The following is a 25922-nucleotide window of genomic DNA, read 5'->3' as shown; positions in this document are numbered from 1 at the left end:
GGAGACGAACGGGGCGGCAGCGGTCCGGCGGCGGGCGTGCCGTCGCGGGGTGCGGGCCCGGCCGGCGGCGGTGGCTCCTTCCACTCGATGTGGCGTGAGCTGCTGCCCGTCGGGCGCCACCCCGGCTCCCGCGGCTACCGCCGGTACGCCTGGACCGGCGCCGACGCGGAGTGCCGGGCCTGGTTCCGGGAGCAGGCCGAGGGACGGGGGCTGACCTACGAGGTCGACCGGAACGGCAACCAGTGGGCCTGGCTCGGGGACCCGGCCGCCGGGGACGCCGTCGTCACCGGGTCGCACCTGGACTCCGTGCCCGACGGGGGCGCCTTCGACGGGCCCCTCGGAGTCGTGTCCTCCTTCGCCGCGCTCGACGAACTGCGCGGCAGGGGCGTCCGGTTCGGCAAGCCCCTCGCCGTCGTCAACTTCGGGGACGAGGAGGGCGCCCGGTTCGGGCTCGCCTGCGTGGGCTCGCGGCTCACCGCCGGGCGGCTCTCCGTCGAGGACGCGCACCGGCTGACCGACGGCGACGGCATCAGCCTGCCCCGGGCCATGGAGGCCGCCGGCCACGATCCCGACGCCATCGGCGCCGACCCCGAGCGGCTCGCCCGTATCGGCGCCTTCGTCGAGCTGCACGTCGAGCAGGGCCGGGCGCTGGACCTGTCCGGCGACCGGGTCGGCGTCGCCAGCGCCATCTGGCCGCACGGGCGCTGGCGGTTCGACTTCCGGGGCGAGGCCAACCACGCCGGCACGACCCGGCTCGCGGACCGGCACGACCCCATGCTGCCGTACGCCGAGACCGTGCTCGCCGCCCGCCGGGAGGCCGCACTCGCCGGTGCCGTCGCCACCTTCGGCAAGATCGCCGTCGAGCCGAACGGCGTCAACGCCATCCCCTCGCTGGTGAGCGGCTGGCTCGACTCCCGCGCGGCCGACCAGACCACCCTCGACACCGTCGTCGGCGGTGTCGAGAAGGCGGCCCGCGAGCACGCCGCCGCGCACGGCGTCGACCTCGGCGTCGTCCGCGAGTCCTTCACGCCCGTCGTCGAGTTCGACCACGCCCTCCGCGACGAGCTGGCCCGCATCCTGGGCAAGGACACCGGCATCACCGTCCCCGTCCTGGGTACCGGTGCCGGACACGACGCCGGAATCCTCTCCGGGAGCATCCCGACCGCCATGCTGTTCGTGCGCAACCCCACGGGCGTCTCGCACTCCCCGGCCGAGTTCGCGGCCGAGGACGACTGCGTGGCCGGGGTGCTCGCACTCGCCGACGTACTGGAAGGGCTGGCCCGCAGGTGACGCACTCCCGCACGCGGACGTACTGGCTGGAGCACGCCTGGCTCGGCACACACGTCGAGCCGGGGGTCGCCGTCGAGGTGGCGGACGGCCGGATCGCGGCCGTCCGCACCGAGGTGCCCGCCCCGCCCCCCGGCGCCGAGCCCCTGCGCGGCCTGACGCTCCCGGGGCTGGCCAACGCCCACTCGCACGCCTTCCACCGCGCCCTGCGCGGGACCGTCCAGGTCGGCTCCGGCACCTTCTGGACCTGGCGCGAGGTCATGTACTCCGTCGCCGACAAGCTGACCCCGGAGAGCTACCACGCGCTCGCCCGCGCCGTGTACGCGGAGATGGCCCTGGCGGGGATCACCGCCGTCGGCGAGTTCCACTACCTCCACCACGCGCCCGGCGGCACCCCCTACAGCGACCCCAACGCGATGGGCGAGGCCCTCATCGCGGCCGCCGCCGAGGCCGGCATCCGCATCACCCTCCTCGACACCGTCTACCTCGCCTCCGGCATCCTGGACGAGCACCGCGGCGAGGCACCCGACACCCACCAGCTCCGCTTCTGCGACGGCAGCGCGGAGGCCTGGGCCGAACGCTGTTCAGTTCTCAAGGAACGGGATCACGCGCGGATCGGAGCGGCCGTCCACTCGGTACGGGCCGTGCCCGCCGGGCAGCTCGCGACCGTGGTGCGCTGGGCGGAGGAGCGGGGAGCCCCGCTGCACGTGCACCTGTCCGAGCAGACCGCCGAGAACGACGCCTGCCAGGCCGCCCACGGGCGCACCCCGACCCGGCTGCTCGCCGACCACGGCGTGCTCGGGCCGCGCACCACCGGCGTCCACAACACCCATCTGACGGACGAGGACATCGCGCTCATCGGCGGCACCCGCACCGGCACCTGCATGTGCCCGACGACCGAGCGGGACCTGGCCGACGGCATCGGCCCCGCCGCGGCCCTGCAGCAGGCCGGCTCGACGCTCTGCCTCGGCTCCGACAGCCACGCCGTCATCGACCTGCTCGAAGAGGCACGCGCGATGGAGCTCGACGAGCGCCTGCGCACCCGCAGCCGGGGCCACTGGACCGCCGCCGCCCTGCTGCGTGCCGCCACCGCCGACGGACACGCCGCGCTCGGCTGGCAGCGGGCCGGAGCCATCGAGGCCGGTGCCCTCGCCGACCTGACGACGATCGCGCTCGACTCCGTCAGAACAGCGGGGCCGCTGCCCCGGCTCGGCGCCGAGACCGCCGTATTCGCCGCGTCGGCCGCGGACGTACGGCACACGGTCGTGGCCGGGCGGCAGGTCGTGCGCGACGGCGTCCACGCGCTCGTACCGGACGTGCCGCGGGAACTGGCGCGAGCCGTCGAAGCCCTGCGCGGCTGACCGCCGTCACGATCCCCGACACCCCGTCCGCCGCCACCCACGAGGACACGACGATGAGCAGCACCGTCATCACCAACATCGCCACGCTGGTCACCAACGATCCCTCCCTCGGACGGGGGTCCCCGCGCTCGAGCAAATTCGAGAGCGGGGAAAGCTCCCCGCTCGGTCTGATCCAGGACGCGGCCGTCGTCGTCGACGGCGACCGCATCGCGTGGACCGGTGAATCAAGCAAAGCACCCGCCACTGACAACCGGGTCGACGCCGGCGGCCGGGCGGTCCTGCCGGGCTTCGTCGACTCGCACTCGCACCTGGTCTTCGCGGGCGACCGCACCCAGGAGTTCAACGCCCGTATGTCCGGGCGGGCGTACAGCGCGGGCGGCATCCGCACGACCGTCGCCGCCACCCGGGCCGCGAGCGACGAGGAGCTGACGGCCAACCTCACCCGCTACCTCGCCGAGGCGCTGCGCCAGGGCACGACCACCCTCGAGACCAAGTCCGGCTACGGGCTCACCGTCGCCGACGAGGCCCGTGCCCTGCGCATCGCCTCCGCGCACACCGACGAGGTCACCTACCTCGGCGCCCACATCGTCGCGCCCGAGCACGCCGGTGACCCGGCCGCCTACGTCGCCCTGGTCACCGGAGAGATGCTCGACGCCTGCGCGCCGCACGCCCGCTGGATCGACGTGTTCTGCGAGAAGGGCGCCTTCGACGGCGACCAGGCCCGGGCGATCCTCACCGCGGGCAAGGCCAGGGGCCTGCACCCGCGCGTCCACGCCAACCAGCTCTCCTACGGCCCCGGAGTGCGGCTGGCCGTCGAGCTGGACGCCGCCAGCGCGGACCACTGCACCCATCTCACCGACGCGGACGTGGACGCCCTCGCGAGCGGCAACACGGTCGCCACCCTGCTGCCCGGCGCCGAGTTCTCCACCCGCGCCGCGTGGCCGGACGCCCGCCGCCTCCTCGACGCCGGCGTCACGGTCGCCCTGTCCACCGACTGCAACCCCGGGTCGTCCTTCACCTCGTCCGTCCCGTTCTGCATCGCGCTCGCCGTACGGGACATGGGCATGACGCCCGACGAGGCCGTCTGGGCGGCCACGGCGGGCGGTGCCCGGGCCCTGCGCCGCGGCGACGTCGGCCGGCTGACCCTCGGCGCCCACGCGGACCTGATCGTCCTCGACGCCCCCAGCCATGTGCACCTCGCCTACCGGCCGGGCGTGCCGCTGGTCACCGGCGTGTGGCGCCGGGGCGTGCGCGTGCTCTGAGTCAGGGGGCGCCCGCCCGCCACCGCTGCGCCGCACTGCCGTCCAGCGGACGCAGGGCCACGCCGTCGCCGCCGTAGGGCGTCATCGCGGTCTCGATGGCGATCGCGGGCCGGATCACACCGTCGTCGTCGACGGTGAAGCGCAGGTTCTCGCCGTGGTCGCCGTCGACCGAGCCGCAGTCCCAGATGCCGACGCCACGCTCGACGTCGCCGCGGCTGTCGAGGCAGAAGCCGGAGTCGGCGGCGGACCGCACCACCCCGCGCGAGGCGTCGACGCGCCAGCGCTGGGTGAGGGCGCCGGAGCAGGGCGCCGTCACCACGTCGGTGCCGTTCTCCAGGTAGCCGTCGCGGATGTCCAGGCAGCGGCCGGTGGCGACGTTCACGACCTGGGCGGCGGTGCCGTCCGGGGCGTGCGTGGGGGAGGGGGAGGGACGCGGGGACCGCGCGGGCGGCCTGGCGGCGGAGCTGTGGGTCGGGGACGGGGAGCCGGCGGTCCGGGACGGCGAGGGCGCCGGTGCGGACGACACCGTCGCCGTGACCGTGACCCGCGGCGCGCTCGTCGGAGCGTGCACCGCGCCCGCCGCCCGCCGGGGCGGCGCGGCGGGGTGCGTGCCGTGGGTGAGCAGGAGGACGAGCACCGGGGTGAGCACCAGGCCGAGGGCGAGCGCGACCAGCGTCGGGCGCCGCAGCGGCGGCCGGGGCGCCCTGGCCGCGGGGGTGTCGGGGCGCGGCGCGTCGCTCGTGCCGTACGCCGTGCCGGCCCACGGCAGCAGACCCTCGGCCAGCGTGGCGCGCGGGGCGTCCCGCAGCGCCGACAGCTCCTCGTACGCCGCCGTGCAGTGCGGGCAGTGCGCCATGTGGGCGTGCAGGTCGGCGCTGTCGCGGGGTGAGTCGGGCCGCACCGACTCCTCGATGAGACGGCCGAAGTTGCCGCAGCGCGGGTCGGGCGAGGCGGCGAGGCGGGAGCGCAGGCAGACCTGGCCCATGGCCTGGAGCGCGGCGGCGGTCTCGTAGGCGACGTCCACCGGGGTCAGGCCCAGCAGGACCGCCGTGCGCTCCGGCGTCTGCCGTTCCACGACGCCGTACCAGACCAGGCCCTGGGCGCGGGAGGGGAGTGCCCGGAAGGCGGCGAGCATCGGCGGTACGGGGCCCTGCGGACCGGATGCGCTCAGCACGAGCAGCAGCCCGGGGTCCAGGCCCGCGGCCCGCTCGTCGGCCGCCCAGGACGCGGCCACCTTCCCTGCGAGCAGCAGCAGCCGCAGCCGCAGCGGGACCGGGGGTTCGGTGCCGCGGGCGGTCTGACGCGCCGCCAGGGTGAAGGCCTGGGCGGCCAGTTGCCGGGCGGAGGAATCGCTCGCCGTGCACAGCCGGGCGTAGCGGAGAACCGCCGGCTGGTGGCGGGCGCGCAGTTCCCGCAGGGCCGGATAGGCGGTGGGGGTGCTGGTGCGCAGCAGTTCGGTCAGCCGTGCGTCGGACGCATCCGCGTCGACCCCGCTCCCGGTCGCGACAGCCTTGTCGTCGATCCCCTCGGCCCGAGCCATCCACCCGCCTCCTCACCCCCTGCCGCCCGCCGCGCACAGGGCCAACCGGCGGGCATCGGGGGGCCCATAGTGATGGAGGGGAACCTGCGGGGAAAGAGTTTCTGTGGGTAACTCAGAAAACGTCCGAGCGCGGTGCGCCCCGGTGTTCCCGGGGCGCACCGCGCTCGGACGGAGACGTGTCACACGGCGGGTGTCACTCCTCGGCCGTCACTCCTCCACGGTCAGACCCTTGCGCAGGCGCACCAGCGTCCGCGACAGCAGCCGCGACACGTGCATCTGCGAGATGCCGAGCTCCTCCCCTATCTCCGACTGGGTCATGCCCGCGACGAAACGGAGGGAGAGGATCTTGCGGTCCCGCGGCGGGAGCTCGGCGATCAGCGGCTTCAGCGACTCGACGTACTCGATGCCCTCGAGGCCGTGGTCCTCGTACCCGATCCGGTCCGCGAGCGCGCCCTCGGCGTCGTCCTCCTCCGGCTGGGCGTCCAGCGAGGAGGCGGTGTACGCGTTCGACGCCGCCATGCCCTCGACGACCTCGTCCTTGGTGAGGTCGAGGCGCTCGGCGAGCTCGGCCACGGTCGGCGCCCGGTCGAGCTGCTGGGCCAGTTCGTCACCGGCCTTCGCCAGGTCGAGCCGGAGTTCCTGGAGCCGGCGCGGTACGCGCACGGACCACGAGGTGTCGCGGAAGAAGCGCTTGATCTCGCCGATGATGGTCGGCATCGCGAACGTGGGGAACTCGACGCCCCGGGCCAGCTCGAAGCGGTCGATGGCCTTGATCAGACCGATCGTCCCGACCTGGATGATGTCCTCCATGGGCTCGCTGCGCGAGCGGAAGCGGGCGGCGGCGAACTTCACCAGCGCGAGGTTCAGTTCGACGAGCGTGTTGCGGACGTACGAGTACTCGTGCGTGCCTTCCTCGAGGGACTCCAGCCGCTCGAAGAGGGTCTTGGACAACGCTCGTGCGTCTACCGGTCCCACTTCGTCGTACGGAGGGATCTCCGGAAGCCCGGTCAGCCCGGCGAGCGCTTCCGCGTCGTCGCCCTCGAGGGGGTACAGGTGTTCCGGAGAGGAAGCCGACGTCGCCTCCTGTGTGTGCGATGCGTCGAGCCGGGGTGACATGATGTCCTCCATCGTTCTCGGCATATGGCTGCCGAAGCCAGTGCGTGCACTGCGGTGTGCGGCGCCTCCAAAGCCGGCCGTGTCGGTTACGTATCTCTACTAGCCCTACCCGCTTTCCCGTACTCGCCGCAAGTGCGTTCTGTGTGCATATGTCCGTTTGTGGGCGGATGTTCGGGTGCCGAAGAGGGGGAGGAAGGCGTAGTGTTCGAGGGCGTGAGTCAGCAGCCACGACGTCGGGAGAAAGACGGCATGGACCACGGGACGGTCGGCAGCGCGCAGTCTGGCCGGCTACTGGTGGAGGTCAGGGAAGAGGGCCCCAGTGCCGTCGTGACCCCGGCGGGTGAGTTGGATCACCACACCGCCGACCTGTTGCGTGAGCCACTCGAGGAATGCCTGGCCAAGGGATTCAGCCGGCTGGTGGTGGACTGCTCACGCCTGGAGTTCTGCGACTCCACGGGGCTCAACGTCCTGCTCGGCGCCCGCCTCAAGGCGGAGGCGGCGGGGGGCGGGGTGCACCTCGCGGGCATGCAGCCCGTGGTGGCGCGCGTCTTCGAGATCACCGGGGCGGAAGCGGTCTTCACTGTCCATGACACGCTTGAGGCGGCCCTGGCCGACACGGCCGGCTGAACCTCCGGCGGCCCGAGCCTGTGTACCGGCCGGGCCGCCCCTGTGCGACCGGCCTGAACGGACGCCCCGCCCCGGTGCCGAACAAGGGGGTGTTCCGCCGGTCCGGTCGGGCAGGAGACATCCTGAACACGTCGGCAGCAAGGCGGGCCCACCGTCGATCTGCGTACTGACTCTTGAATCGTGAACGGTGAATCGGTGAGGTGAAGCGCTGATGAGCACCACCCGGCCTTGCTCGCCGGGCGACCGCGGCCCGGAGCCCAGCGGCGCTTCCGTGGCGTCCGAGGGCGAGGCGACCGCGTCGTCGGCCGGGCCCGGATCGCCCGGGGGCGGCCAGGCCCGGAGGCTGAGCTTCGACGGCGAGAGCGGCGTCGTGCCGCTGGCCCGCGACTTCGCCCGCCAGGCGCTGTACGCGTGGGGCTGGCTGCCCGCCGCCACGGCCGACCGGCGGGCCGCCGCCGAGGACGTGCTGCTCGTCGTCTCCGAGCTGGTCACCAACGCCTGTCTGCACGCCGAGGGCCCGGACGAGCTGTGGATCGCCTGCGACAAGAAGGTCATCCGCATCGAGGTCTCGGACAAGGGGACGGGCCAGCCGGCCCCCCGCACCCCGCACCGCGCGGGCCGCCCCGGCGGGCACGGCATGTTCATCGTGCAGCGGCTCTGCCTGGACTGGGGCGTCGTACGGGCGCCGGGGGTCGCGGGCAAGACCGTGTGGGCGGAGCTGGGCGCGCCCGCGTAGCGCACCTCACGGCGCGGGCCCCGCCGCCCGCCCCGTCCCCGGCGGCCCGGTCCGCGACGCCCCGCCGGCCCCGTCCGGGCCATTGCCCGACGGCCCCGCCGGCCCCGTCCCCGACGCCGCGCCGGTCCCGTCCGGCCGTTCCCCGGCGCCCCGCCGGCCGTGCCGGCCCCCGGCCCGCGCTCTCGGGTTACCGACGGTCACCCTCTCCGCCCGGTCTGCCTCCGGCGCACGCCGGATCCCCACAACTCCGGCGCGCTCCGTCTCTTCCCTCCTCAAGACCCCGGGCGTACCTTGACGGCCGAATCTGATGTGCCGTCAGGAACTCGCAGAGGGAGCGGAACCGTGTCGTACCGGAAACGAACCGCCGCGCTCGCGTCCGCCGCGGCCCTGGCCGGCTCGGCGGTGCTGCTCGCCGCCCCCGCGGCGGAGGCCAAGGTCGTCGACGTCGACTACCAGTGCAAGACGCCGATCGGGAACAAGAGCGCCGTCTCGCCCATCGACATCAAGGGCGTCAGGAGCGGCGGCGGCTACAAGCTCACCATGTCCTGGCAGAAGGGCGTCTCCTCCAGCCCCGTCGAGCTGGGCAAGGGCGCGATGAACCCGAGCGCCGTCATCAAGGTCGGCGGCGCCGACAGCGGCACGGTGAACGTCTCCGGACCCGCGAACCAGGCCGCCATCCCGGCCAACACCCCCATCAAGATCAGCGACTTGACGGGTACGTACACACCGCGGAAGACCGGCAGCGTCACCTTCACGCCGGGCGTGCTCACCATCAAGGCGCTGGGCACCACGACCACCTGCACGCCGTCCAACAACCCCGGCCCGGCCCTGACGCTGGCCGTGACGGCGGCGGGCGGCGGCTCCTCCGGCGGAACGAGCCAGAGCGGCAGCGAGTCGGGCTCCTCCCTCCCGCAGACCGGTCCCGACGACTCCGCGATCGCCCTCGGCACGCTCGGCGGCACCGTGCTCCTCGCGGGCGCGGCGGGCGCGCTGTGGATCACCCGCAGGAACCAGCAGGCCCGTCGCTGAGGCCCCCCGGTCCGGCCGCCGGGCCCCCGAGGGCCCCGCCGGACCGAGCGGGACCCCGCCCGACCTGCCCAGACCTTGGCCGCACGACCGCTGGAGCCGCCGGATGTCGCCTGGTGCACGTGTCCTGTTCACGTCCCTGCTGCTGGTGCTGGCCGCCGCCCCGCCGGCCCGGGCCGGCGACGGCTGGTCCCTCGCGCCGTCCGGCGGCGGGCGCCCGTCCTTCTACGCCGAGGGCGCGCCCGGCACGGTGCTCCAGGACACGGTGTCCGTGACCAACCGCGGCGGGCGGGCGGTCACGGTACGGTTGAGCGGCAGCGGCGTCACGGTCACCTTCGCCGAGAGCCGGGTGCGGGTACCGGCCCGCACCCGCGCCGAGGTCCCGTTCACCGTGAGCGCGCGCGAGGACCGCACCGGCGCGATCACCGCCCGCGGCAGCGACGGCCGGACGGCCAGGGTCCCGGTCCGCCTGCGGATCGCCGGAGCGGCCCTGTCCGCGCTGACCGTCGAGCACGTCTCGGTGCACGCCGACGGCATCTCCTACGAGCTGGTCAACCGCGGCACCACCACGCTCGTCCCGCGTCTCGCCGTGCACGCGGACGGTCTGTTCGGCCCGGTCCTGGACCGCGCCCCGCGCGCCCTGCCGGTGCGCCTCGCGCCCGGCCGCGACGTGCGGCTGACCGAGCCCTGGCCCGGCCGCCCCGCCCTGGACGCGGTCGACGTACGGCTGACCGTGACGGCGCCCGGCGGCGCGCGCGCCACGGCCGGGGCGTCGGCCCGGTTCGTCCCCTGGGGCCCGCTGGGCGGGCTCGCGGCGGCGAGCGCCGCCGGCGGCGCGCTGCTGCTCCTACGACGTCGCAGGCGCCGTACGGGCGACGGTGAGGCGCCCGTATCCCCGCGCAGGGAAGCCGAGTTGACGGGAGCGGCGAGGTGAACCGCAAGGTGTGGACGGCGGCCGTGCTCGCGCTGCTCCTGCTGGCCGTCACGGCCGGTCCCGCGAGGGCGGACGGACCGGCCGTGAAGCTCTCCCGCTCCCAGGCGGGGACCGGCGGTTCGATCACCGTCAGCGGTACCGGCTGGCGGCCGCACGCGCTGCTGATGATGCTGATCTGCGGCCGGTCCGTGCCGGCGCGGGGCGTGATCGGCGGCACCAACTCCTGCGCCAACGCCGACGGCAGGGCCGTCACCACCGACGCCAAGGGCTCCTTCCGCAGGAAGCTGCCGGTCGCCGAGCCGCCGGTGCCCTGCCCGTGCGTGGTGCACGTGGCCACCGTGACCGGTGCCGATGCCGTCGCCGACGCGGTCTTCCAGGTGGCCGGGCACGCGGTCGAACCGCTGCCCGCCGACACCTCCGGCGGGCGGCTGTCGGTCCTCACGGAACCCCGGCTGGACGGCTCCGGCGGGCTGCTCACCTGGTTCGGCGCGCCGCCCGCGCGCACGCTGGTCCTCACCGTCGGAAACGTCGGCACGAGCACGGTCAAGAACCCCGTCTTCCAGGTCGGCACCTCGCACGGCGTGTTCGCCCCGCAGTGGGAGGACCAGCAGTGGCACGGCACCATCCGGCCCGGCGGGAAGGCGCGGATCGAGCTGCCCGTCGAGCTGACGGCGGGCGCGCACGGCGACTACACCGTCTCCCTCAAGTACACCGGCAAGGTCCTCGCCGAACAGCCCTGGGGCGTGGGCCGGCCCTGGGGCGTGACCCTGTTCTGGGTCCTGGTCTGCCTGGTCGTGCCGGCCGCGGTGTTCCGCGCCGGGATGGCGGTCGTGGACCGGGTACGGCCGCCGCGCGCGGGCGGTCTGCGCCACCGCGGCCTGCGGCTGCCCGAACTCACCCTGCGCCTGCCCGCGTTCGGCCCGAGGGCGGCCCGGCAGCCGCCCTCGGCCTCGTCCTCGACCCTGCCGTGGTTCACCCCGGACTCCGATCCGGGCACGGCCGGTCGGCTCTCCGCACCGCACGACGACAGCCCGACGAGTCGTACGACTCCCACCACGAAGGGACCCACGTGAGAAAGCGAAGGAGAGTCACCACGGCCGGCACGGGGAGGCTGGGCGCGGCGGGCGTCGCGCTGGTGCTCGGCGGCGCGGGCGCCCTGCTGGGCCTGGCCGCCGGGTCCGCGCAGGCCGCGGAGGTGTCGTTCGCGACGCACTGCGTGCCGCCCGCGGGCATCGACCCCGTCGACGGCACCACGAAGGTCGACATCACCGCGCCGGCCACCGCGAAGGTGGGCGACACGGTGACCGTCGTATGGAAGTTCGCGCAGGCCGCGTCCAAGAACCCCGACATCATCGACCTGCCCGCCAACTCGGTCCAGCCGTCCGGGACGCTCAAGGCGGCCGGCGCGCAGACCGCGGAGATCGCGATGCAGGGGACGCGGGAGAACCCGGCCATCCCCAAGGGCGCCGCCATGGTGCTGTCCGACATGAAGGGCACCCTGAAGCTGACCGCGCCGGGCGCGGTCACGCTGACGCCGGACGCGTACACCGTCAACGCCATGTCGACGGACACGAAGTGCACGCCGACGCAGACCGTGCAGAAGGCGGCGACGATCGAGGTGGCGCCGGTCGACGGAAGCTCCTCGGGCACGACACCGGATCCCACGGACCCGTCCTCGCAGCCGCCGTCCCCCACGGCCTCCGCCTCCCGAACCTCGCAACCGTCGGCGTCCGCCAGTGACGGCACGGGCAGCGACGGAAGCGAGTTCACCGGCAAGGAGGTCGACATCCCCTACACCTGCCAGTCGCCCATCGGCCAGAAGAAGGCGACCTCGCCCATCCAGATCGACGCCAGGAAGAACGGCGGGAGTTACGGCCTGACCGTGCGGTTCAAGAAGTCGGTGATGGACAGCCCGGCCGACATCCCCAAGGGCTCGGTGAAGCCGTCGATGGAGGTCGTCCTGGGCGGCGCGGACAAGGGCACCGTGCACGTCGAGGGCCCGACGAACGCCAAGGACATCAAGTCGGGCGACCCGATCGAGATCCCCGACCTCACCGGCACCTACAAGCCGGGAGCGGACGGCAGGTCGACCCTGTCCCCGGGTGTGCTGACCATCAACGCCCTCGGCACGACCACGACCTGCAAGCCGGACCGGACGGCGGTCTCCCTGACCCTGGACACGTCGGCCCAGGCGAGCGGGGCCTCGGGCGGCTCGTCGTCCACGTCGGGCGGCGGCACCTCGTCCTCGTCGGGCGGCGGACTCGCGGCGACGGGCTCGGACGACCACGGCGCCCTGAAGGCACTGGGCCTGGTCGCCGGGACGGCGGTGCTGCTGGGCGCGGCGGTCTTCACGTTCATGCCGAAGCGCCGGACACGCTGAGGCTTCCCGAGGGCCGCGGGCGGGCGCGCGACCGGCCACGCACGACCCGCGGAACGCCCGGGCACAGCAGCGCGTACGGCGAGAGGGTCACCGCACGACAACGTGCGGTGACCCTCTCGCCACCAGGACCGGACCACGTCAGTGCACGTCGCCCATGAGCTCCTTGACCCGCTTGCGGTACATCCACACGGCCGCGCCGGCCAGCACCGCGAGCATGGCCTCCAGGGCCACCACGCCCGTCTTGTTGAGGTCGACGCCGGCGATGGAGAGCAGGCCGGTCGTGGCGTCGCCCGCGGTGACCGCCAGGAACCAGACACCCATCATCTGGGAGGCGTACTTCGCGGGCGCCATCTTCGTGGTGACCGACAGGCCGACCGGGGAGAGCAGCAGCTCACCGACGGTCTGGACGAAGTAGATGCCCACCAGCCACAGCGCGGCCGCCTTGTGACCGCCGTCCGCGATCGAGAGCGGGGCGAGGAAGAGGAAGAAGGACGCGCCGATCAGGACCAGGCCGCCGGTGAACTTCACGGCCGTGCTCGGTTCCTTGCCGCGCCGGGCCAGCGCCAGCCACGCCCAGGCGAAGACCGGCGCGAACGCCATGATCATGACCGGGTTGACGGACTGGTACCAGGAGACCGGGAAGTGCCAGCCGAAGACCGTGTTCTTCGCCGAGGACTCGGCGAACAGCGACACCGTCGAGCCACCCTGGTCGTAGATCATCCAGAACACGGCGGCGGCGACGAAGAACCAGATGTACGCGGACATCTTCGACCGGTCGGCGCGGTCCAGTTCCTTGTCCCGCTTGATGCGGGCGATCACGACGACCGGGATGAGCAGGCCGGCGACGGTGATGGGCACCAGCAGCCAGTTCAGCGTGTAGACGCCGGAGACCCCGACGACGGCGTAGAAGACGGCGGCGACGCCCGCCCACAGGGCGGCCTTCGTCAGCGTGGCCTTCTTCTCGGCGTCCGTCAGCGGCGTCGGCACGAGGTTCGAGCGCGCGTCCAGGTGGCGGGTGCCGAGCAGGAACTGGGCCAGACCCAGCGCCATGCCGAACGCGGCGAGCGCGAAGCCCAGGTGCCAGTTGACGTTCTCACCGACGGTGCCGATCACCAGCGGGGCGGCGAAGGCGCCCAGGTTGATGCCGATGTAGAACAGCGTGAAGCCACCGTCGCGGCGCGAGTCCTCCGGGCCGTCGTAGAGGTGGCCGACCATCGTGGAGATGTTGGCCTTCAGCAGACCCGAGCCGATGGCGACCAGACCGAGGCCCGCGTAGAAGGTGCCCGCGTTCGGCAGCGCCAGGGTGAGGTGGCCGAGCATGATGACGGCGCCCGCCACCGCCACGGTCTTGCGGGGACCGAGGACCCGGTCGGCGAACCAGCCGCCCGGGAGGGTGAGCAGGTACACGAGCGAGAGGTACACCGAGTAGATCGCGGTCGCGGTGGCCGCGCCGAGGTGCAGGCCGCCCGGCGCAACCAGGTACAGCGGGAGCAGTGCCTTCATGCCGTAGTAGGAGAATCGCTCCCACATCTCGGTCATGAAGAGGGTGGCCAGGCCGCGGGGGTGGCCGAAGAAGGTCTTCTCGGAACCGGGGGTGCCCGGGCGCACCGAGTCCTTCGTCAAGCTGGACGCCATGGATGTTCCTTGCTGGTGGGGGTCTACCGCACACAAAAGAGACCTTCAGCGCGAAAGTGGTCGCCAAAGGTCCCCGCAGTGCTACAGGCGTGGATTCACCATACGGCAGGACACTGCCGGATATGGAAGGACTTGAGACGCGGATCACAGGCGATCAAGGAACCGTACGCACTCTTTCCAAGGTCTCCACGGGAATCACCCGACAAGACACAGGTTCGCACCCGCACCGCCCAAAGTAAGAACGACGGGTGCCGATCACACCCCAGCACGTGTCGGGAGCGGACTACCATCACCTCATGACCCGTGTACTGCTCGCCGAGGACGACGCGTCCATCTCGGAGCCGCTGGCCCGCGCACTGCGACGGGAGGGCTACGAGGTCGAGGTGCGCGAGGACGGACCCACCGCGCTCGACGCCGGAATGCAGGGCGGCGTCGACCTGGTCGTGCTGGACCTCGGGCTGCCCGGCATGGACGGACTGGAGGTCGCCCGCCGGCTGCGCGCCGAGGGCCACACCGTGCCGATCCTCATCCTCACCGCGCGCGCCGACGAGGTGGACACCGTCGTCGGCCTCGACGCCGGCGCCGACGACTACGTCACCAAGCCCTTCCGCCTCGCCGAGCTGCTGGCCCGCGTCCGGGCCCTGCTGCGGCGCGGCGCCGCCGAGCCGGCGCAGCCGCCCGCGACGCACGGCGTACGGATCGACGTGGAGTCGCACCGCGCGTGGATGGGCGAGGAGGAACTCCAGCTCACGGCCAAGGAGTTCGACCTGCTGCGCGTCCTGGTGCGGGACGCCGGCCGGGTCGTCACCCGGGACCAGCTGATGCGCGAGGTCTGGGACACCACCTGGTGGTCGTCGACGAAGACGCTCGACATGCACATCTCCTGGCTGCGCAAGAAACTGGGCGACGACGCGGCGAACCCCCGGTACATCGCCACCGTGCGTGGCGTGGGCTTCAGGTTCGAGAAGAGCTGAGCCCCCACCCGTAGACCGACCCAGGTACAGAGGACATGCGCCGCCGCCTGATCCAGTCCACGCTCGCCGTGGTCCTCGTCGTGATCGCCGTCTTCGGCGTCTCCCTCGTCATCGTCGAGACCAGGACGATCAGCAACAGCGCCCAGGAACGGGTCAGCTCCGAGGCGCAGCGCCTGGCCTCCATCGTGGACAGCCGTCTCATCGGGGCGGGAACCGTCAGCGCGGACGTCCTGAAGAGCCAGGTCACCGGCGACCGCTACGCCGTCGTCGAGATCCCCGGCCAGTCGCCCATCGAGGCCGGCACCAAACCCGGGGGCGAGGCCATCCGCGGCCGGGCCACCGGCGAGGAGGGCGAGCGGGTCACCGTGGAGGAGCCGCGCTCGTCGGTGACCCGCGAGGTCGGCCGCACCCTGCTGATCATCGGCCTGGTCGCCCTGCTCGCGGTGGTGGCCGCCGTCCTGCTGGCGATCCGCCAGGCCAACCGGCTCGCCTCCCCGCTCACCGACCTCGCGGAGACCGCCGAGCGCCTCGGCTCCGGCGACCCGCGCCCCCGCCACAAGCGCTACGGCGTCCCTGAGCTGGACCGGGTGGCGGACGTGCTGGACGGCTCCGCCGAGCGCATCGCGCGCATGCTCACCGCCGAGCGGCGGCTGGCCGCCGACGCCTCCCACCAGCTGCGCACACCGCTGACCGCGCTGTCGATGCGGCTGGAGGAGATCACCCTCACCGACGACCCGGACACGGTGAAGGATGAGGCCAACGTCGCGCTCACCCAGGTCGAGCGGCTGACGGACGTGGTGGAGCGGCTGCTCACCAACTCCCGCGACCCCCGCACCGGCAACGCCGTCTCCTTCGACCTCGACGAGGTCATCCAGCAGCAGCTCGCCGAGTGGCGCCCCGCGTACCGCAGCGCGGGCCGCGCGATCGTCAGCTCGGGCAAGCGGCATCTGCAGGCGGTCGGCACACCGGGCGCGGTCGCCCAGGTGCTGGCCGCGCTGATCGAGAACTCCCTCATGCACGGCGGCGGCACGGTGGCACTGCGCACCCGCGTCACCGGCAACCAGGCGGTCGTCGAGGTGACCGACGAGGGGCCCGGGGTCCCGGCCGACCTCGGAGCGCGGATCTTCGAGCGCACGATCAGCGGGCGGAACTCGACCGGGATCGGCCTCGCCGTGGCGCGGGACCTCGCGGAGGCGGACGGCGGACGCCTGGAGATGCTCCAGACGCAGCCGCCGGTGTTCGGGCTGTTCCTGTCGCGCACGCCACCGCTGAAGAGGCCGGCGCCGGAGGAGGAGCCGACCGTCAGGTGACCGGTCCGGCAGGGTGGCTCAGCTGACCCACTGCTTCGCCTTCGGCCGCGGGGCCCTGCCCTCGGCGGCCGTCCCGCCCTCGGCCTCCGCCTCGGGCCCGCCCAGGAAGAACCCCGCGTCCGCGACGCCCTCGGGGGCCGGCAGCGCCCGGAACACCCAGGTGCGGTAGGACCAGAACCGGAACAGCGTGCCGAGCCCGATGCCGACCACCTTGAAGATGTTGCGCTGCAGCGAGCTGTCCCAGCCGAAACCGTAGATCGCGGCGTACAGGACGCCGTTCTCGATCACCAGGCCGACCACGCTGAAGGCCAGGAACAGCGAGAGTTCCTTGGTCCGCGCGCTCTTGTCGCGGTCGCGGTAGGTGAAGTACCGGAAACCCAGATAGTTGACGCAGATGGCGACGATCGTGGCGATCACATTGGCGCGCACCGCCTGCAGGCTGGTCAGATGCCACAGCAGGTTGGAGACGCCGAAGTTCACGACCGTGCCGAGCGCGCCCACCGCGCCGAACCTGGCGATCTCGTGCGCGAGCCTTCGCAGCCCTGAGGAGCCCTGTCCCATGGTCCTGAAGGCCCCCGTCCGGTAGGTGCGCGGTCGTTGTCGTCAACCCAGCCATGCTAACCACCCCCCTTCACAAACTCCTGTGGATGCGCTCACAGGTCGGAAACAGGTTGGAAAGAAGGGAGAAAGAGAGGAAACGTCCGTGAAGAGGCGGGTAAGAGTGCCGGGGAACGGCCGGAAACAGATCGCGCCGGCGCGGCCGATACCCTGGGTGCGTGACGTTCCCGGTAGTCGGCATGGTCGGCGGGGGCCAGCTCGCTCGTATGACACACGAGGCAGGCATCCCGCTGGGCATCAGGTTCAAGCTCCTCAGTGACACCCCTCAGGATTCCGCGGCGCAGGTCGTCGGTGATGTCGTCGTAGGCGACTACCGCGACCTCGACACGCTGCGCGAGTTCGCGAAGGGCTGCGACGTGATCACCTTCGATCACGAACACGTACCCACCGAGCATCTGCGTGCTCTGGAGTCGGACGGCATCCCCGTGCGCCCCGGCCCGGACGCGCTCGTGCACGCCCAGGACAAGGGGGTGATGCGCGCGAGGCTCGACGCCCTGGGCATTCCCTGCCCGCGGCACCGGATCGTGAGCGACCCGGAGGACGTCGCGGCGTTCGCGGCCGAACTCCAAAGGGGGGAGCCCGAAGGGCCTTCCGGCGAGGGCGGTGGCGGACGGCGGTCGGGCGGCTTCCCGGTCGTCCTCAAGACGGTCCGCGGCGGCTACGACGGCAAGGGCGTGTGGGTCGTCGACTCCGCGGAGGAGGCCGCCGAGCCCTTCCGGGCCGGCGTCCCGGTCCTCGCCGAGGAGAAGGTCGACTACGTCCGGGAGCTGGCGGCGAACGTCGTACGCTCCCCGCACGGCCAGGCCGTCGCGTACCCGGTCGTGGAGTCCCAGCAGGTGAACGGCGTCTGCGACACGGTCGTCGCACCCGCCCCCGGCCTGCCGGAGTCCCTGGCCCTGGAGGCCGAGGAGATGGCGCTGACCATCGCCAAGGAACTCGGCGTCGTCGGCCACCTCGCCGTCGAGCTGTTCCAGACCCGCGACGGCCGCATCCTCGTCAACGAGCTCGCCATGCGCCCGCACAACTCCGGCCACTGGAGCCAGGACGGCGCGATCACCAGCCAGTTCGCCAACCACGTCCGCGCGGTCCTCGACCTCCCGCTCGGCGACCCGCGCCCCCGCGCGACGTGGACCGTCATGGTCAACGTCCTCGGCGGCGACTACCCGGACATGTACTCCGCGTACCTGCACTGCATGGCCCGCGACCCCCAGCTGAAGATCCACATGTACGGCAAGGACGTGAAGCCCGGCCGCAAGGTGGGCCACGTCAACACCTACGGCGAGGACCTGGACGACGTCCTCGAGCGCGCCCGGCACGCGTCCGGCTACCTGAGAGGCACGATCACGGAATGAGCCCTGTTGTTGGCATCGTCATGGGGTCGGACTCCGACTGGCCCGTCATGGAGGCCGCCGCCCAGGCCCTCGACGAGTTCGAGATCGGCTACGAGGTCGACGTCGTCTCCGCGCACCGGATGCCGCGCGAGATGGTCTCCTACGGCGAGCGGGCCGCCGAGCGGGGACTGAAGGTGATCATCGCGGGGGCCGGCGGCGCCGCCCATCTGCCGGGCATGCTCGCCTCCGTGACCCCGCTGCCGGTCATCGGCGTCCCGGTGCCGCTGAAGTACCTCGACGGCATGGACTCGCTGCTGTCCATCGTGCAGATGCCGGCCGGTGTGCCCGTCGCGACCGTCTCCGTCGCCGGTGCCCGCAACGCCGGTCTGCTCGCGGCCCGCATCCTCGCCGCGCATGACGAGGACCTGCTCGGCCGCATGCGCGAGTTCCAGCAGGAGCTGAACGACCAGGCCACCGAGAAGGGCAAGCGCCTGCGCGCCAAGGTCGAGGGCGCGGGCAACGGCTTCGGCTTCGGGAAGTGACGCGGATGACCCGTCTGGAGGAAGCCCGCGAACTGCTGCGCGCGTTCCCGGTCGTCGACGGCCACAACGACCTGCCCTGGGCGCTGCGCAAGGTCGGCTACGACCTGGACGCCCGGGACATCGCCGTGGCCCAGAACACCCATCTGCACACCGACATCCCGCGCCTGCGCGAGGGCGGCGTCGGCGCGCAGTACTGGTCGGTGTACGTCCGCTCCGACCTGCCGGACGCGGTGCCCGCGACGCTCGAGCAGATCGACTGCGTACGGCAGTTGCTGGAGCGCTATCCGGCGGACCTGGCGCCCGCGCTGACGGCCGCGGACATGGAGGCGGCGCGCGCCGGCGGCCGTATCGCCTCCCTCATGGGCGCGGAGGGCGGCCACTCCATCGGCTGCTCGCTCGGCACGCTGCGCGGTCTGTACGAGCTGGGCGTGCGCTACATGACGCTCACGCACAACGACAACATCCCCTGGGCGGACTCGGCGACCGACGAGCCGAACGTCGGCGGGCTGTCCGCGTTCGGCCGTGAGGTGGTGCGGGAGATGAACCGCCTCGGCATGCTCGTCGACCTCTCGCACGTGGCGGCGACGACGATGCGCGACGCGCTGGACGCCTCGTCCGCGCCGGTGATCTTCTCCCACTCCTCCTCCCGGGCCGTCTGCGACCACCCGCGCAACATCCCGGACGACGTCCTGGAGCGCCTGCCCGGCAACGGCGGCGTCGCGATGGTGACGTTCGTGCCGAAGTTCGTGCTGCAGGCCGCCGTGGACTGGACGGCCGCGGCCGACGAGAACCTGCGCGCCCACGGCTTCCACCACCTGGACACCGGAGAGGAGGCGATGAAGCTCCACCGTGCCTTCGAGGAGCGCAACCCGCGCCCGGTCGCCACGGTCGCCACGGTCGCCGACCACCTGGACCACATGCGGGAGGCCGCCGGCGTCGACCACCTCGGCATCGGCGGCGACTACGACGGCACGGCCTTCACGCCCGACGGCCTCGGCGACGTCTCCGGCTACCCGAACCTGATCGCCGAGCTGCTGGACCGCGGCTGGTCCAGGGCCGACCTGGCCAAGCTGACCTGGCAGAACTCGGTGCGGGTGCTGGGCGCGGCCGAGGACGTGGCCCGCGGGCTCCGGGCGAGCCGCCCGGCGTCCAACGCGACGATCGAGTCACTGGACGGCTGAGCGGACGCCGTACCCCCGAACGGCTCCGCTCATCAGGAAGCCCGGCGCGCTCCCGTGCGACGGTGGCCGTACCCCCACGGGACGGACACCACGTACGGAGCCGCCATGGCAGACCTCCAGGACGAACTGCACAGCACCAGCGGACTCGACGGGGTGCCGGACCCCTTCGAGGACGCCTCCCGCACGTCCGCCCGCGAGCCGGACACCGCCGAGCTGGAGCGGGCCCGCGCGGTCCTCACCGCGCATCCCGTCGCCGACGGCTACAGCGGGCTGCCGTGGGCCCTCAGACGCCTGCCCTGGTACGACCTGGAGCTCGGCGAGAGCTCCGTCGACACGGACCTGCCGCGGCTGCGCCAGGGCCACGTGGGCGCGCTGTTCTGGTCGCTGCACCTGCCGGAGGGCATCGCCGGGGACGCGGCCGTCGGCTCGACGCTGGAGCAGCTGGACCTGGTGAACACCGTCGTGCGCACCCACCCCGAGGGCCTGCGCCTGGTGTGCACCGCGGGCCAGGCCACCGACGCCCGCCTCTGCGGCCGGGTCGCGGTGCTGCTCGGCCCCGCCGGGGCCGCCGCCCTCGGCGACTCGCTCGGCATCCTGCGCGCCCTGCACGGCCTGGGCCTGCGCGTCCTGACCCTGTCCGGGGTGTCCTGGGCGGGCGAGAGGGGGCTCACCCGGTTCGGTGAGGAGGTGGTGCGCGAGATGAACCGGCTCGGTGTCCTCGCCGACCTCTCCGGCGCCTCCGCGGACACCGTCCGGCGCGTCCTGCGGGTCTCCCGGGCACCGGTCCTGTTCACCCGCTCCGCCGCCCTGGCTCTGCGCCCCCACCCGTCGAACCTGCCCGACGACCTGCTCGCCGGGCTGGGCGCGGCCGGGGGCCTGTGCATGGTGCCGCTCACGCCGGAGCAGACGGGCCCGTCCGTGCGGGCCGTGGCCGACCACCTCGACCATGTGCGGGAGGTCGCGGGGCCGGAGTGCGTCGGCCTGTCCGGCAGCTACGACGCCGGCACCGCGCACCCCCAGGACCTCGGTGAGCCCTCGCGCTATCCGCACCTCATCGCCGAATTGCTGCACCGCGGCTGGTCCGAGGCCGACATCGCCCTGCTGACCTGGGGCAACGTCCAGCGGGTGCTGCGCAGCGCCGACTTCACGGCGCGTGCGGCGCAGCAGCGCCGGGAGCCGTCGACCGCGCGGATCGCGGACCTCGACGGCTGACCCGGCCCGCCGCACGGCCGCTACGGCCGGTCGATCCGGCACAGGCAGAAGGGATGCCCGGCCGGGTCGGCGTACACCTGGAAGTCCTTCTTCTCGCGGTCCTGCAGATCCAGCGGCCGGGCCCCCAGCCGCAGCACCTTCTCGTGTGCCGCGTCCATCTCCTCCCACGTCGACCCGGCGTCGAAGTCGATGTGGAACTGCTGCGAGTTGCGGTCGGCGCGCGGCCACTCGGGCGGTGTGAAGCCCTCGGCCCGCTGGAACGCCAGCCGGGGTCCGTCCGGGACCTGGAGCACGACCCAGTCGTCGTCCTCGGCCTGCGGGGTGCCGCCGCCGACCTCGGCGTAGAACCCGGCGAGCGCGCGCGGGTCGGGGCAGTCGAGGACGACGGAGCGGAAACGGGCCACAGACATGGGTTCCTCCCGGTTCAGCAGGCGCAGAGACAGAACGGGTGCCCGGCCGGATCCGCGTAAACCCGGAAGGTGCGGGTGCGGTCGCCGGTGTCCAGCGGCTTCGCGCCGAGCGCCAGCACGCCCGCCTCGGCCGCGTCGAGGTCCTCGACGGTCAGGTCCAGGTGGAACTGCTGCGAGTGGCCGGGCGCGGGCCAGCGCGGGGCCACGAACCCGGGGGCGGCCTGGAAGGCCAGGGCCGGTCCGCCGGGCGGCTTCAGGTCCACCCAGTCCCCCTCGCCCTCGACGGTGCCGCCCAGCACCTCGGCGTAGAAGGCGGCCAGCGCGCCCGGGTCGGGACAGTCCAGGACGACGGCACCCAGCTCGGCGAGAGCCATGGGTCCTCCTCGGATGGTCGGAGTCCGGTTACCCGAAGAACCCGGTAACCGGTAACGGTTACTGCATACTCCCGCATGGGGGGTAACGTCGCAAGCATGAGTGAGAGATCGGCCGCGCCCGGCGCGCTGGCTCTGGTCGAGTCCCTGGTGAACACGGTGGACCTGGAGTCGGGCAGCGACGCGCTGGACACGGCGGAGGGGCGGGCGCGCTTCGGTCTCGCCCAGCACGAGGTGGAGCAGGCACGCGAACTGCGCGAGTCGCTGCGCGCGACCCTGCTCGCCCACGCCGGCCACCCGCCGCACCGCGCGGTGACCCCGCTCGGGCGGCTGCTGGCCGGGGCTCCGCTGGTGGTCACGGTCGACGAACGGGACGGCACGGCCGCCCTGGCCCCCGCGGACCGCGGCCCCCTGGTCTCCCGCGTCGCGGCCGCCGTGGCCGACGCGCTGGTGGAGGGCACCTGGGCCCGGCTGAAGGCCTGCGAGGCCGCCACCTGCCACTGGGCGTACTACGACCGCAGCCCGGCCGGCCGCGGCCGCTGGTGCTCGATGCAGGTGTGCGGGGCACGCGCCAAGATGCGCCGCTACCGCGCCAAGTAGTTTCCGCCGCGGGGCCACGGGCCGGTGGTGCAGAATGCGACAGGACGCCGGTTCGGCCGACTGAGCCTCGGCCGAACCGGCGTCGCCCTGCCCGCGGGGCCGGTGCGGGGGATCAGGCCGTCGGGCGGCCCATCGCGCGGTACGTCCAGCCGGCCTTGCGCCACAGCTGCGGGTCCAGGGAGTTGCGCCCGTCCAGGATCACCCGCTCCGCCGCGACCGCGCCGAGCTCCGCCGGGTCCAGCTCGCGGAACTCCCGCCACTCCGTGAGGTGCAGCACGACGTCGGCGCCGCGCACCGCCTCGATCGCGGAGTCGGCGTAGCCGAGCGTCGGGAAGACCCGGCGGGCGTTGTCCATGCCCTTGGGGTCGTAGACGGTCACCTGGCCGCCCTGGAGGTGGATCTGCCCGGCGACGTTCAGCGCGGGGGAGTCGCGCACGTCGTCGGAGTCCGGCTTGAAGGTGGCGCCGAGCACCGCGACCCGCTTGCCCAGGAAGGGACCGCCGCCCAGCGCCTGCCGCGCCAGCTCCACCATCTGCCCGCGCTGGCGCATGTTGATCGAGTCGATCTCGCGCAGGAAGGTCAGCGCCTGGTCGGCGCCGAGCTCACCGGCGCGCGCCATGAACGCCCGGATGTCCTTGGGCAGGCAGCCGCCGCCGAAGCCGATGCCGGCCCGCAGGAACTTCTTGCCGATCCGGTCGTCGTGCCCGATCGCCTCGGCGAGCTTGGCCACGTCGCCGCCGGACGCCTCGCACATCTCCGCCATGGCGTTGATGAAGGAGATCTTGGTGGCGAGGAAGGAGTTCGCCGAGGTCTTCACCAGCTCGGCGGTCGGGAAGTCGGTGACGACGAACGGCGTCCCCTCCGACAGCGGCGTCGCGTACACCTCCCGCAGCAGCCTCTCCGCCCGCGCGCTGCGCACGCCGGCCACGATCCGGTCGGGGTGCAGGGTGTCGTCGACGGCGAAGCCCTCGCGCAGGAACTCCGGGTTCCAGGCCAGCTCGGCGTCCTGCCCGGCGGGCGCGTGCTCGGCGAGGTAGGCGGCGAGCCGGTCCGCGGAGCCGACCGGCACGGTGGACTTGCCGACGACCAGGGCCGGGCCGGCCAGGTGCGGGGCGAGGGAGGCGATCGCGGCGTCGACGTGGGACATGTCGCAGGCGTACTCGCCGTGCTTCTGCGGGGTGTTCACGCAGACGAAGTGCACGTCGCCGAAGGAGCCGACCTCCGCCCAGTCCTGGGTGAACCGCAGCCGCCCGCTGGAGCCCTCCAGCCCGGCGACGTGCTTGCGCAGCAGTTCCTCCAGGCCGGGCTCGAACATCGGGGCCTCGGCCCGCCGGAGCTTGTCGATCTTCTCCCGCACGACGTCCAGAGCGAGCACCTCGAAGCCCAGCTCGGCCATGGCCGCGGCGTGCGTGGCGCCGAGGTAGCCGGTGCCGATCACGGTGATCTTGAGGCTCATGGGGGCTCCAGTACGGGACGGTGATCGCTGCGGGCCCGAGCATATCCGGGGCGTGCCGGGGCCCTTCGGCGGGCAGCTCTCCCGCTGTCGCCAAGCTCACGTATCACTCCCGTGGGCCGCCCCCTAAAATTTGAGTTACTTAACGGTAATTAGCGCCATCACCACCGTTCGTCATCAAGCGTCCTTGGAGCGTGAGAGACCTTGGCCGGATCGGCTGACTTCGACCTGTACCGCCCGTCCGAGGAGCACGACATGCTCCGCGACGCGATCCGTTCACTGGCCGAGGCGAAGATCGCGCCGTACGCGGCCGCGGTGGACGAGGAGGCCCGCTTCCCGCAGGAGGCGCTGGACGCGCTGGTCGCGAACGACCTGCACGCCGTGCACGTGCCCGAGGAGTACGGCGGCGCGGGCGCGGACGCGCTCGCCACCGTGATCGTGATCGAGGAGGTGGCGCGCGTGTGCGTCTCCTCGTCCCTGATCCCGGCCGTGAACAAGCTGGGCTCCCTGCCCGTGATCCTCTCCGGCTCCGAGGAGCTGAAGAAGCGCTACATGACCCCGCTGGCCAAGGGCGAGGGCATGTTCTCCTACTGCCTCTCCGAGCCGGACGCCGGATCGGACGCGGCCGGCATGAAGACCAAGGCCGTGCGCGACGGCGACCACTGGATCCTCAACGGCGTCAAGCGCTGGATCACCAACGCCGGCGTCTCCGAGTACTACACCGTCATGGCGGTGACCGACCCCGCCAAGCGCTCCAGGGGCATCTCGGCCTTCGTCGTCGAGAAGTCCGACGAGGGCGTCTCCTTCGGCGCCCCGGAGAAGAAGCTCGGCATCAAGGGCTCGCCCACCCGCGAGGTCTATTTCGACAACGTCCGCATCCCGGCCGACCGCATGATCGGCGAGGAGGGCACCGGCTTCGCCACGGCGATGAAGACCCTCGACCACACCCGCATCACCATCGCCGCCCAGGCCCTCGGCGTCGCCCAGGGCGCCCTCGACTACGCCAAGGGCTACGTCCAGGAGCGCAAGCAGTTCGGCAAGCCGATCGCCGACTTCCAGGGCATCCAGTTCATGCTCGCCGACATGGCCATGAAGATCTCGGCCGCCCGCGCCCTGACCTACCAGGCCGCGGCCGCCTCCGAGCGCGGCGACAAGGACCTCACCTTCCAGGGCGCGGCCGCCAAGTGCTTCGCCTCGGACGTGGCGATGGAGGTCACCACGGACGCCGTGCAGCTCCTCGGCGGCTACGGCTACACCCGTGACTACCCGGTGGAGCGCATGATGCGCGACGCCAAGATCACGCAGATCTATGAGGGCACGAACCAAGTCCAGCGGATCGTGATGGCAAGGAACCTTCCCTAGCGGGATTTTTGCAGGTCAGGGGCTGTTTCGAAGCTTCGGAGGGGCACTCTCGGCTTTCTGCCCGTTGCGGCCCGATCAGGGCTGTTCCTGGGCGTCATGCTGGGGGAATCCTGGGCGGATGCCGGGCTGAAAATGGCCACTGACCTGCACAAACAACACAGCCCCCGGCGCGACGCTGGGGGCTGTCGTCGTACGCGGATCAGGCGACCTCTGATGCCTCCGTCGGGTCGTCGGCGCCGGGCGTCAACATCGTCGCGATGGCCGCCCGGCCACGCTGCTCGGCCCCTTCGAAGATGTAGTGGTAGTGCTCCCTCAGCACGTCCGTACTGCTGTGGCCCATCCAGTCGGCCACGTCGTTCTCGGGGACTCCGGCGTACAGCAGTCGCGACCCGTAGTAGTGCCGGAGTGAGTGCGCCTTGCAGTACTTCACCTGTCCCTTGCCCAGAGCCTCCATCCAGATCTTCGGGTAGAAGTACGACGCGTAGAGATAGCCGGTCCGCGTCACGTTGGGGAAGAGAAGCCGCTCCGGTCCCCATACGCCGTGGTTCTTGATGTGCCTCCGAAGCTCGAAGGCGACGTTCGGCGGGAGAGGGACGGATGGTGTCCCTCGTCGTGGTGTTGCGGATCAGCGGCTGGGAGTGCGCGGGCGTTTGC

At 72.6% G+C, this 25922-nt stretch carries 25 protein-coding genes; 17 read left to right on the top strand and 8 right to left on the bottom strand.

The genetic code is table 11. From position 1 onward, the window contains the following. Nucleotides 1-87 precede the first annotated feature (87 nt). Genes ACJ9NR_RS16095 through hutI form a run of 3 tightly spaced genes read left to right on the top strand, consistent with a single transcriptional unit; the run spans nt 88 to nt 3910 of the window. Complete coding sequence (locus ACJ9NR_RS16095; protein WP_412488848.1) at nt 88-1290, top strand: allantoate amidohydrolase; 1203 nt, start codon at nt 88-90, stop codon at nt 1288-1290. Continuing rightward, nucleotides 1287-2648 carry a formimidoylglutamate deiminase gene (locus ACJ9NR_RS16090; protein ID WP_412488249.1) on the top strand — a complete coding sequence of 454 codons (1362 nt, stop codon included), beginning with the start codon at nt 1287-1289 and terminating at the stop codon, nt 2646-2648. Before ACJ9NR_RS16095 ends, ACJ9NR_RS16090 begins: the two co-directional genes overlap by 4 nt. A 53-nt stretch (nt 2649-2701) precedes the next feature. Next, nucleotides 2702-3910: an imidazolonepropionase gene (hutI, locus tag ACJ9NR_RS16085; RefSeq protein ID WP_412488248.1), complete on the top strand. Its 1209-nt coding sequence runs from the start codon at nt 2702-2704 to the stop codon at nt 3908-3910. A 1-nt stretch (nt 3911) separates the two neighbouring features. On the opposite strand, the gene ACJ9NR_RS16080 is transcribed toward hutI, so the two are convergent. Together ACJ9NR_RS16080 and ACJ9NR_RS16075 are read right to left on the bottom strand one after the other, a co-directional pair. After that, nucleotides 3912-5450 carry a ricin-type beta-trefoil lectin domain protein gene (locus ACJ9NR_RS16080; RefSeq protein ID WP_412488247.1) on the bottom strand — a complete coding sequence of 513 codons (1539 nt, stop codon included), beginning with the start codon at nt 5448-5450 and terminating at the stop codon, nt 3912-3914. A gap of 207 nt (nt 5451-5657) precedes the next feature. After that, nucleotides 5658-6578, bottom strand: a complete 921-nt coding sequence (locus tag ACJ9NR_RS16075; protein WP_412488246.1) for an RNA polymerase sigma factor SigF — start codon at nt 6576-6578, stop codon at nt 5658-5660. Between the two features lie 237 nt (nt 6579-6815). Here ACJ9NR_RS16075 and ACJ9NR_RS16070 point away from each other — a divergent pair, with 237 nt between their 5' ends. The 6 genes from ACJ9NR_RS16070 (at nt 6816) to ACJ9NR_RS16045 (ending at nt 12269) form a co-directional block, all read left to right on the top strand. After that, nucleotides 6816-7193 (top strand): STAS domain-containing protein, encoded by a 378-nt coding sequence (locus ACJ9NR_RS16070; RefSeq protein ID WP_412488245.1) that lies wholly within the window; start codon nt 6816-6818, stop codon nt 7191-7193. A gap of 211 nt (nt 7194-7404) precedes the next feature. Continuing rightward, on the top strand, nt 7405-7929 hold the full coding sequence (locus ACJ9NR_RS16065) for an ATP-binding protein (RefSeq protein WP_412488244.1): 525 nt from the start codon (nt 7405-7407) through the stop codon (nt 7927-7929). Nucleotides 7930-8271: 342 nt separating this feature from the next. Continuing rightward, the gene (locus ACJ9NR_RS16060; protein ID WP_412488243.1) at nt 8272-8958 is read left to right on the top strand and encodes an LPXTG cell wall anchor domain-containing protein; all 687 of its coding nucleotides are present in this window, start codon (nt 8272-8274) and stop codon (nt 8956-8958) included. Nucleotides 8959-9061: 103 nt separating this feature from the next. Beyond that, a complete protein-coding gene (locus ACJ9NR_RS16055; RefSeq protein ID WP_412488242.1) occupies nt 9062-9889 on the top strand; it encodes a hypothetical protein in 828 nt (275 codons plus the stop codon). Further along, the gene (locus ACJ9NR_RS16050; protein ID WP_412488241.1) at nt 9886-10962 is read left to right on the top strand and encodes a hypothetical protein; all 1077 of its coding nucleotides are present in this window, start codon (nt 9886-9888) and stop codon (nt 10960-10962) included. Before ACJ9NR_RS16055 ends, ACJ9NR_RS16050 begins: the two co-directional genes overlap by 4 nt. Before the next feature lie 62 nt (nt 10963-11024). Further along, nucleotides 11025-12269, top strand: a complete 1245-nt coding sequence (locus tag ACJ9NR_RS16045) for a hypothetical protein (protein WP_412488847.1) — start codon at nt 11025-11027, stop codon at nt 12267-12269. 138 nt (nt 12270-12407) lie between these two features. Here ACJ9NR_RS16045 and ACJ9NR_RS16040 read toward each other — a convergent pair whose 3' ends face one another. Continuing rightward, nucleotides 12408-13904 carry an oligopeptide:H+ symporter gene (locus ACJ9NR_RS16040; RefSeq protein ID WP_412488240.1) on the bottom strand — a complete coding sequence of 499 codons (1497 nt, stop codon included), beginning with the start codon at nt 13902-13904 and terminating at the stop codon, nt 12408-12410. Between the two features lie 296 nt (nt 13905-14200). Here ACJ9NR_RS16040 and ACJ9NR_RS16035 point away from each other — a divergent pair, with 296 nt between their 5' ends. Beyond that, a complete protein-coding gene (locus tag ACJ9NR_RS16035; RefSeq protein ID WP_384267095.1) occupies nt 14201-14878 on the top strand; it encodes a response regulator transcription factor in 678 nt (225 codons plus the stop codon). Between the two features lie 35 nt (nt 14879-14913). Further along, a complete protein-coding gene (locus tag ACJ9NR_RS16030; RefSeq protein ID WP_412488239.1) occupies nt 14914-16188 on the top strand; it encodes an ATP-binding protein in 1275 nt (424 codons plus the stop codon). 18 nt (nt 16189-16206) lie between these two features. Here the strand turns inward: ACJ9NR_RS16030 and ACJ9NR_RS16025 are convergent, their stop codons facing one another. Further along, a complete protein-coding gene (locus ACJ9NR_RS16025; protein ID WP_412488238.1) occupies nt 16207-16749 on the bottom strand; it encodes a GtrA family protein in 543 nt (180 codons plus the stop codon). Between the two features lie 215 nt (nt 16750-16964). Here ACJ9NR_RS16025 and ACJ9NR_RS16020 point away from each other — a divergent pair, with 215 nt between their 5' ends. From ACJ9NR_RS16020 to ACJ9NR_RS16005, 4 genes are all read left to right on the top strand, one after another. Further along, the gene (locus tag ACJ9NR_RS16020) at nt 16965-18158 is read left to right on the top strand and encodes a 5-(carboxyamino)imidazole ribonucleotide synthase (RefSeq protein ID WP_412488237.1); all 1194 of its coding nucleotides are present in this window, start codon (nt 16965-16967) and stop codon (nt 18156-18158) included. Further along, nucleotides 18155-18679, top strand: coding sequence for a 5-(carboxyamino)imidazole ribonucleotide mutase (gene purE / locus ACJ9NR_RS16015; RefSeq protein WP_412488236.1), 525 nt, complete (start codon nt 18155-18157; stop codon nt 18677-18679). Before ACJ9NR_RS16020 ends, purE begins: the two co-directional genes overlap by 4 nt. Before the next feature lie 5 nt (nt 18680-18684). Further along, complete coding sequence (locus ACJ9NR_RS16010) at nt 18685-19860, top strand: dipeptidase (protein WP_412488235.1); 1176 nt, start codon at nt 18685-18687, stop codon at nt 19858-19860. Nucleotides 19861-19965: 105 nt separating this feature from the next. After that, nucleotides 19966-21072 carry a dipeptidase gene (locus ACJ9NR_RS16005; protein WP_412488234.1) on the top strand — a complete coding sequence of 369 codons (1107 nt, stop codon included), beginning with the start codon at nt 19966-19968 and terminating at the stop codon, nt 21070-21072. Nucleotides 21073-21092: 20 nt separating this feature from the next. Here the strand turns inward: ACJ9NR_RS16005 and ACJ9NR_RS16000 are convergent, their stop codons facing one another. Together ACJ9NR_RS16000 and ACJ9NR_RS15995 are read right to left on the bottom strand one after the other, a co-directional pair. Next, nucleotides 21093-21482: a VOC family protein gene (locus ACJ9NR_RS16000; protein ID WP_412488233.1), complete on the bottom strand. Its 390-nt coding sequence runs from the start codon at nt 21480-21482 to the stop codon at nt 21093-21095. A 14-nt stretch (nt 21483-21496) separates the two neighbouring features. Further along, complete coding sequence (locus tag ACJ9NR_RS15995) at nt 21497-21856, bottom strand: VOC family protein (protein ID WP_412488232.1); 360 nt, start codon at nt 21854-21856, stop codon at nt 21497-21499. Between the two features lie 96 nt (nt 21857-21952). On the opposite strand from ACJ9NR_RS15995, the gene ACJ9NR_RS15990 reads away from it, so the two are divergent. Beyond that, entirely contained in the window at nt 21953-22453 is a 501-nt protein-coding gene (locus ACJ9NR_RS15990) for a CGNR zinc finger domain-containing protein (RefSeq protein WP_412488231.1), read from the top strand. Nucleotides 22454-22565: 112 nt separating this feature from the next. On the opposite strand, the gene ACJ9NR_RS15985 is transcribed toward ACJ9NR_RS15990, so the two are convergent. Then, the gene (locus tag ACJ9NR_RS15985) at nt 22566-23909 is read right to left on the bottom strand and encodes a UDP-glucose dehydrogenase family protein (RefSeq protein WP_412488230.1); all 1344 of its coding nucleotides are present in this window, start codon (nt 23907-23909) and stop codon (nt 22566-22568) included. Nucleotides 23910-24110: 201 nt separating this feature from the next. On the opposite strand from ACJ9NR_RS15985, the gene ACJ9NR_RS15980 reads away from it, so the two are divergent. After that, on the top strand, nt 24111-25268 hold the full coding sequence (locus tag ACJ9NR_RS15980; RefSeq protein ID WP_412488229.1) for an acyl-CoA dehydrogenase: 1158 nt from the start codon (nt 24111-24113) through the stop codon (nt 25266-25268). 199 nt (nt 25269-25467) lie between these two features. Here the strand turns inward: ACJ9NR_RS15980 and ACJ9NR_RS15975 are convergent, their stop codons facing one another. Then, complete coding sequence (locus tag ACJ9NR_RS15975; RefSeq protein ID WP_412488846.1) at nt 25468-25821, bottom strand: tyrosine-type recombinase/integrase; 354 nt, start codon at nt 25819-25821, stop codon at nt 25468-25470. Nucleotides 25822-25922 lie beyond the last annotated feature (101 nt).

Source organism: Streptomyces sediminimaris (assembly GCF_047049295.1).
Taxonomy (GTDB): Bacteria; Actinomycetota; Actinomycetes; order Streptomycetales; family Streptomycetaceae; genus Streptomyces; species Streptomyces sediminimaris.
Note: the sequence above shows the minus strand (reverse complement) of the source record. Positions and strands in the feature narration are given on the sequence as shown.

Bases quoted from the DNA above. Each gene is read 5' to 3' on its own strand.
- ACJ9NR_RS16095 (WP_412488848.1), top strand. From the start codon at position 88: ATGTGGCGTGAGCTGCTGCCCGTCGGGCGCCACCCCGGCTCCCGCGGC.
- hutI (WP_412488248.1), top strand. From the start codon at position 2,702: ATGAGCAGCACCGTCATCACCAACATCGCCACGCTGGTCACCAACGAT.
- ACJ9NR_RS16080 (WP_412488247.1), bottom strand. From the start codon at position 5,450: ATGGCTCGGGCCGAGGGGATCGACGACAAGGCTGTCGCGACCGGGAGC.
- ACJ9NR_RS16075 (WP_412488246.1), bottom strand. From the start codon at position 6,578: ATGGAGGACATCATGTCACCCCGGCTCGACGCATCGCACACACAGGAG.
- ACJ9NR_RS16070 (WP_412488245.1), top strand. From the start codon at position 6,816: ATGGACCACGGGACGGTCGGCAGCGCGCAGTCTGGCCGGCTACTGGTG.
- ACJ9NR_RS16065 (WP_412488244.1), top strand. From the start codon at position 7,405: ATGAGCACCACCCGGCCTTGCTCGCCGGGCGACCGCGGCCCGGAGCCC.
- ACJ9NR_RS16055 (WP_412488242.1), top strand. From the start codon at position 9,062: ATGTCGCCTGGTGCACGTGTCCTGTTCACGTCCCTGCTGCTGGTGCTG.
- ACJ9NR_RS16040 (WP_412488240.1), bottom strand. From the start codon at position 13,904: ATGGCGTCCAGCTTGACGAAGGACTCGGTGCGCCCGGGCACCCCCGGT.
- ACJ9NR_RS16035 (WP_384267095.1), top strand. From the start codon at position 14,201: ATGACCCGTGTACTGCTCGCCGAGGACGACGCGTCCATCTCGGAGCCG.
- ACJ9NR_RS16030 (WP_412488239.1), top strand. From the start codon at position 14,914: ATGCGCCGCCGCCTGATCCAGTCCACGCTCGCCGTGGTCCTCGTCGTG.
- ACJ9NR_RS16025 (WP_412488238.1), bottom strand. From the start codon at position 16,749: ATGGGACAGGGCTCCTCAGGGCTGCGAAGGCTCGCGCACGAGATCGCC.
- purE (WP_412488236.1), top strand. From the start codon at position 18,155: ATGAGCCCTGTTGTTGGCATCGTCATGGGGTCGGACTCCGACTGGCCC.
- ACJ9NR_RS16010 (WP_412488235.1), top strand. From the start codon at position 18,685: ATGACCCGTCTGGAGGAAGCCCGCGAACTGCTGCGCGCGTTCCCGGTC.
- ACJ9NR_RS16005 (WP_412488234.1), top strand. From the start codon at position 19,966: ATGGCAGACCTCCAGGACGAACTGCACAGCACCAGCGGACTCGACGGG.
- ACJ9NR_RS16000 (WP_412488233.1), bottom strand. From the start codon at position 21,482: ATGTCTGTGGCCCGTTTCCGCTCCGTCGTCCTCGACTGCCCCGACCCG.
- ACJ9NR_RS15995 (WP_412488232.1), bottom strand. From the start codon at position 21,856: ATGGCTCTCGCCGAGCTGGGTGCCGTCGTCCTGGACTGTCCCGACCCG.
- ACJ9NR_RS15990 (WP_412488231.1), top strand. From the start codon at position 21,953: ATGAGTGAGAGATCGGCCGCGCCCGGCGCGCTGGCTCTGGTCGAGTCC.
- ACJ9NR_RS15985 (WP_412488230.1), bottom strand. From the start codon at position 23,909: ATGAGCCTCAAGATCACCGTGATCGGCACCGGCTACCTCGGCGCCACG.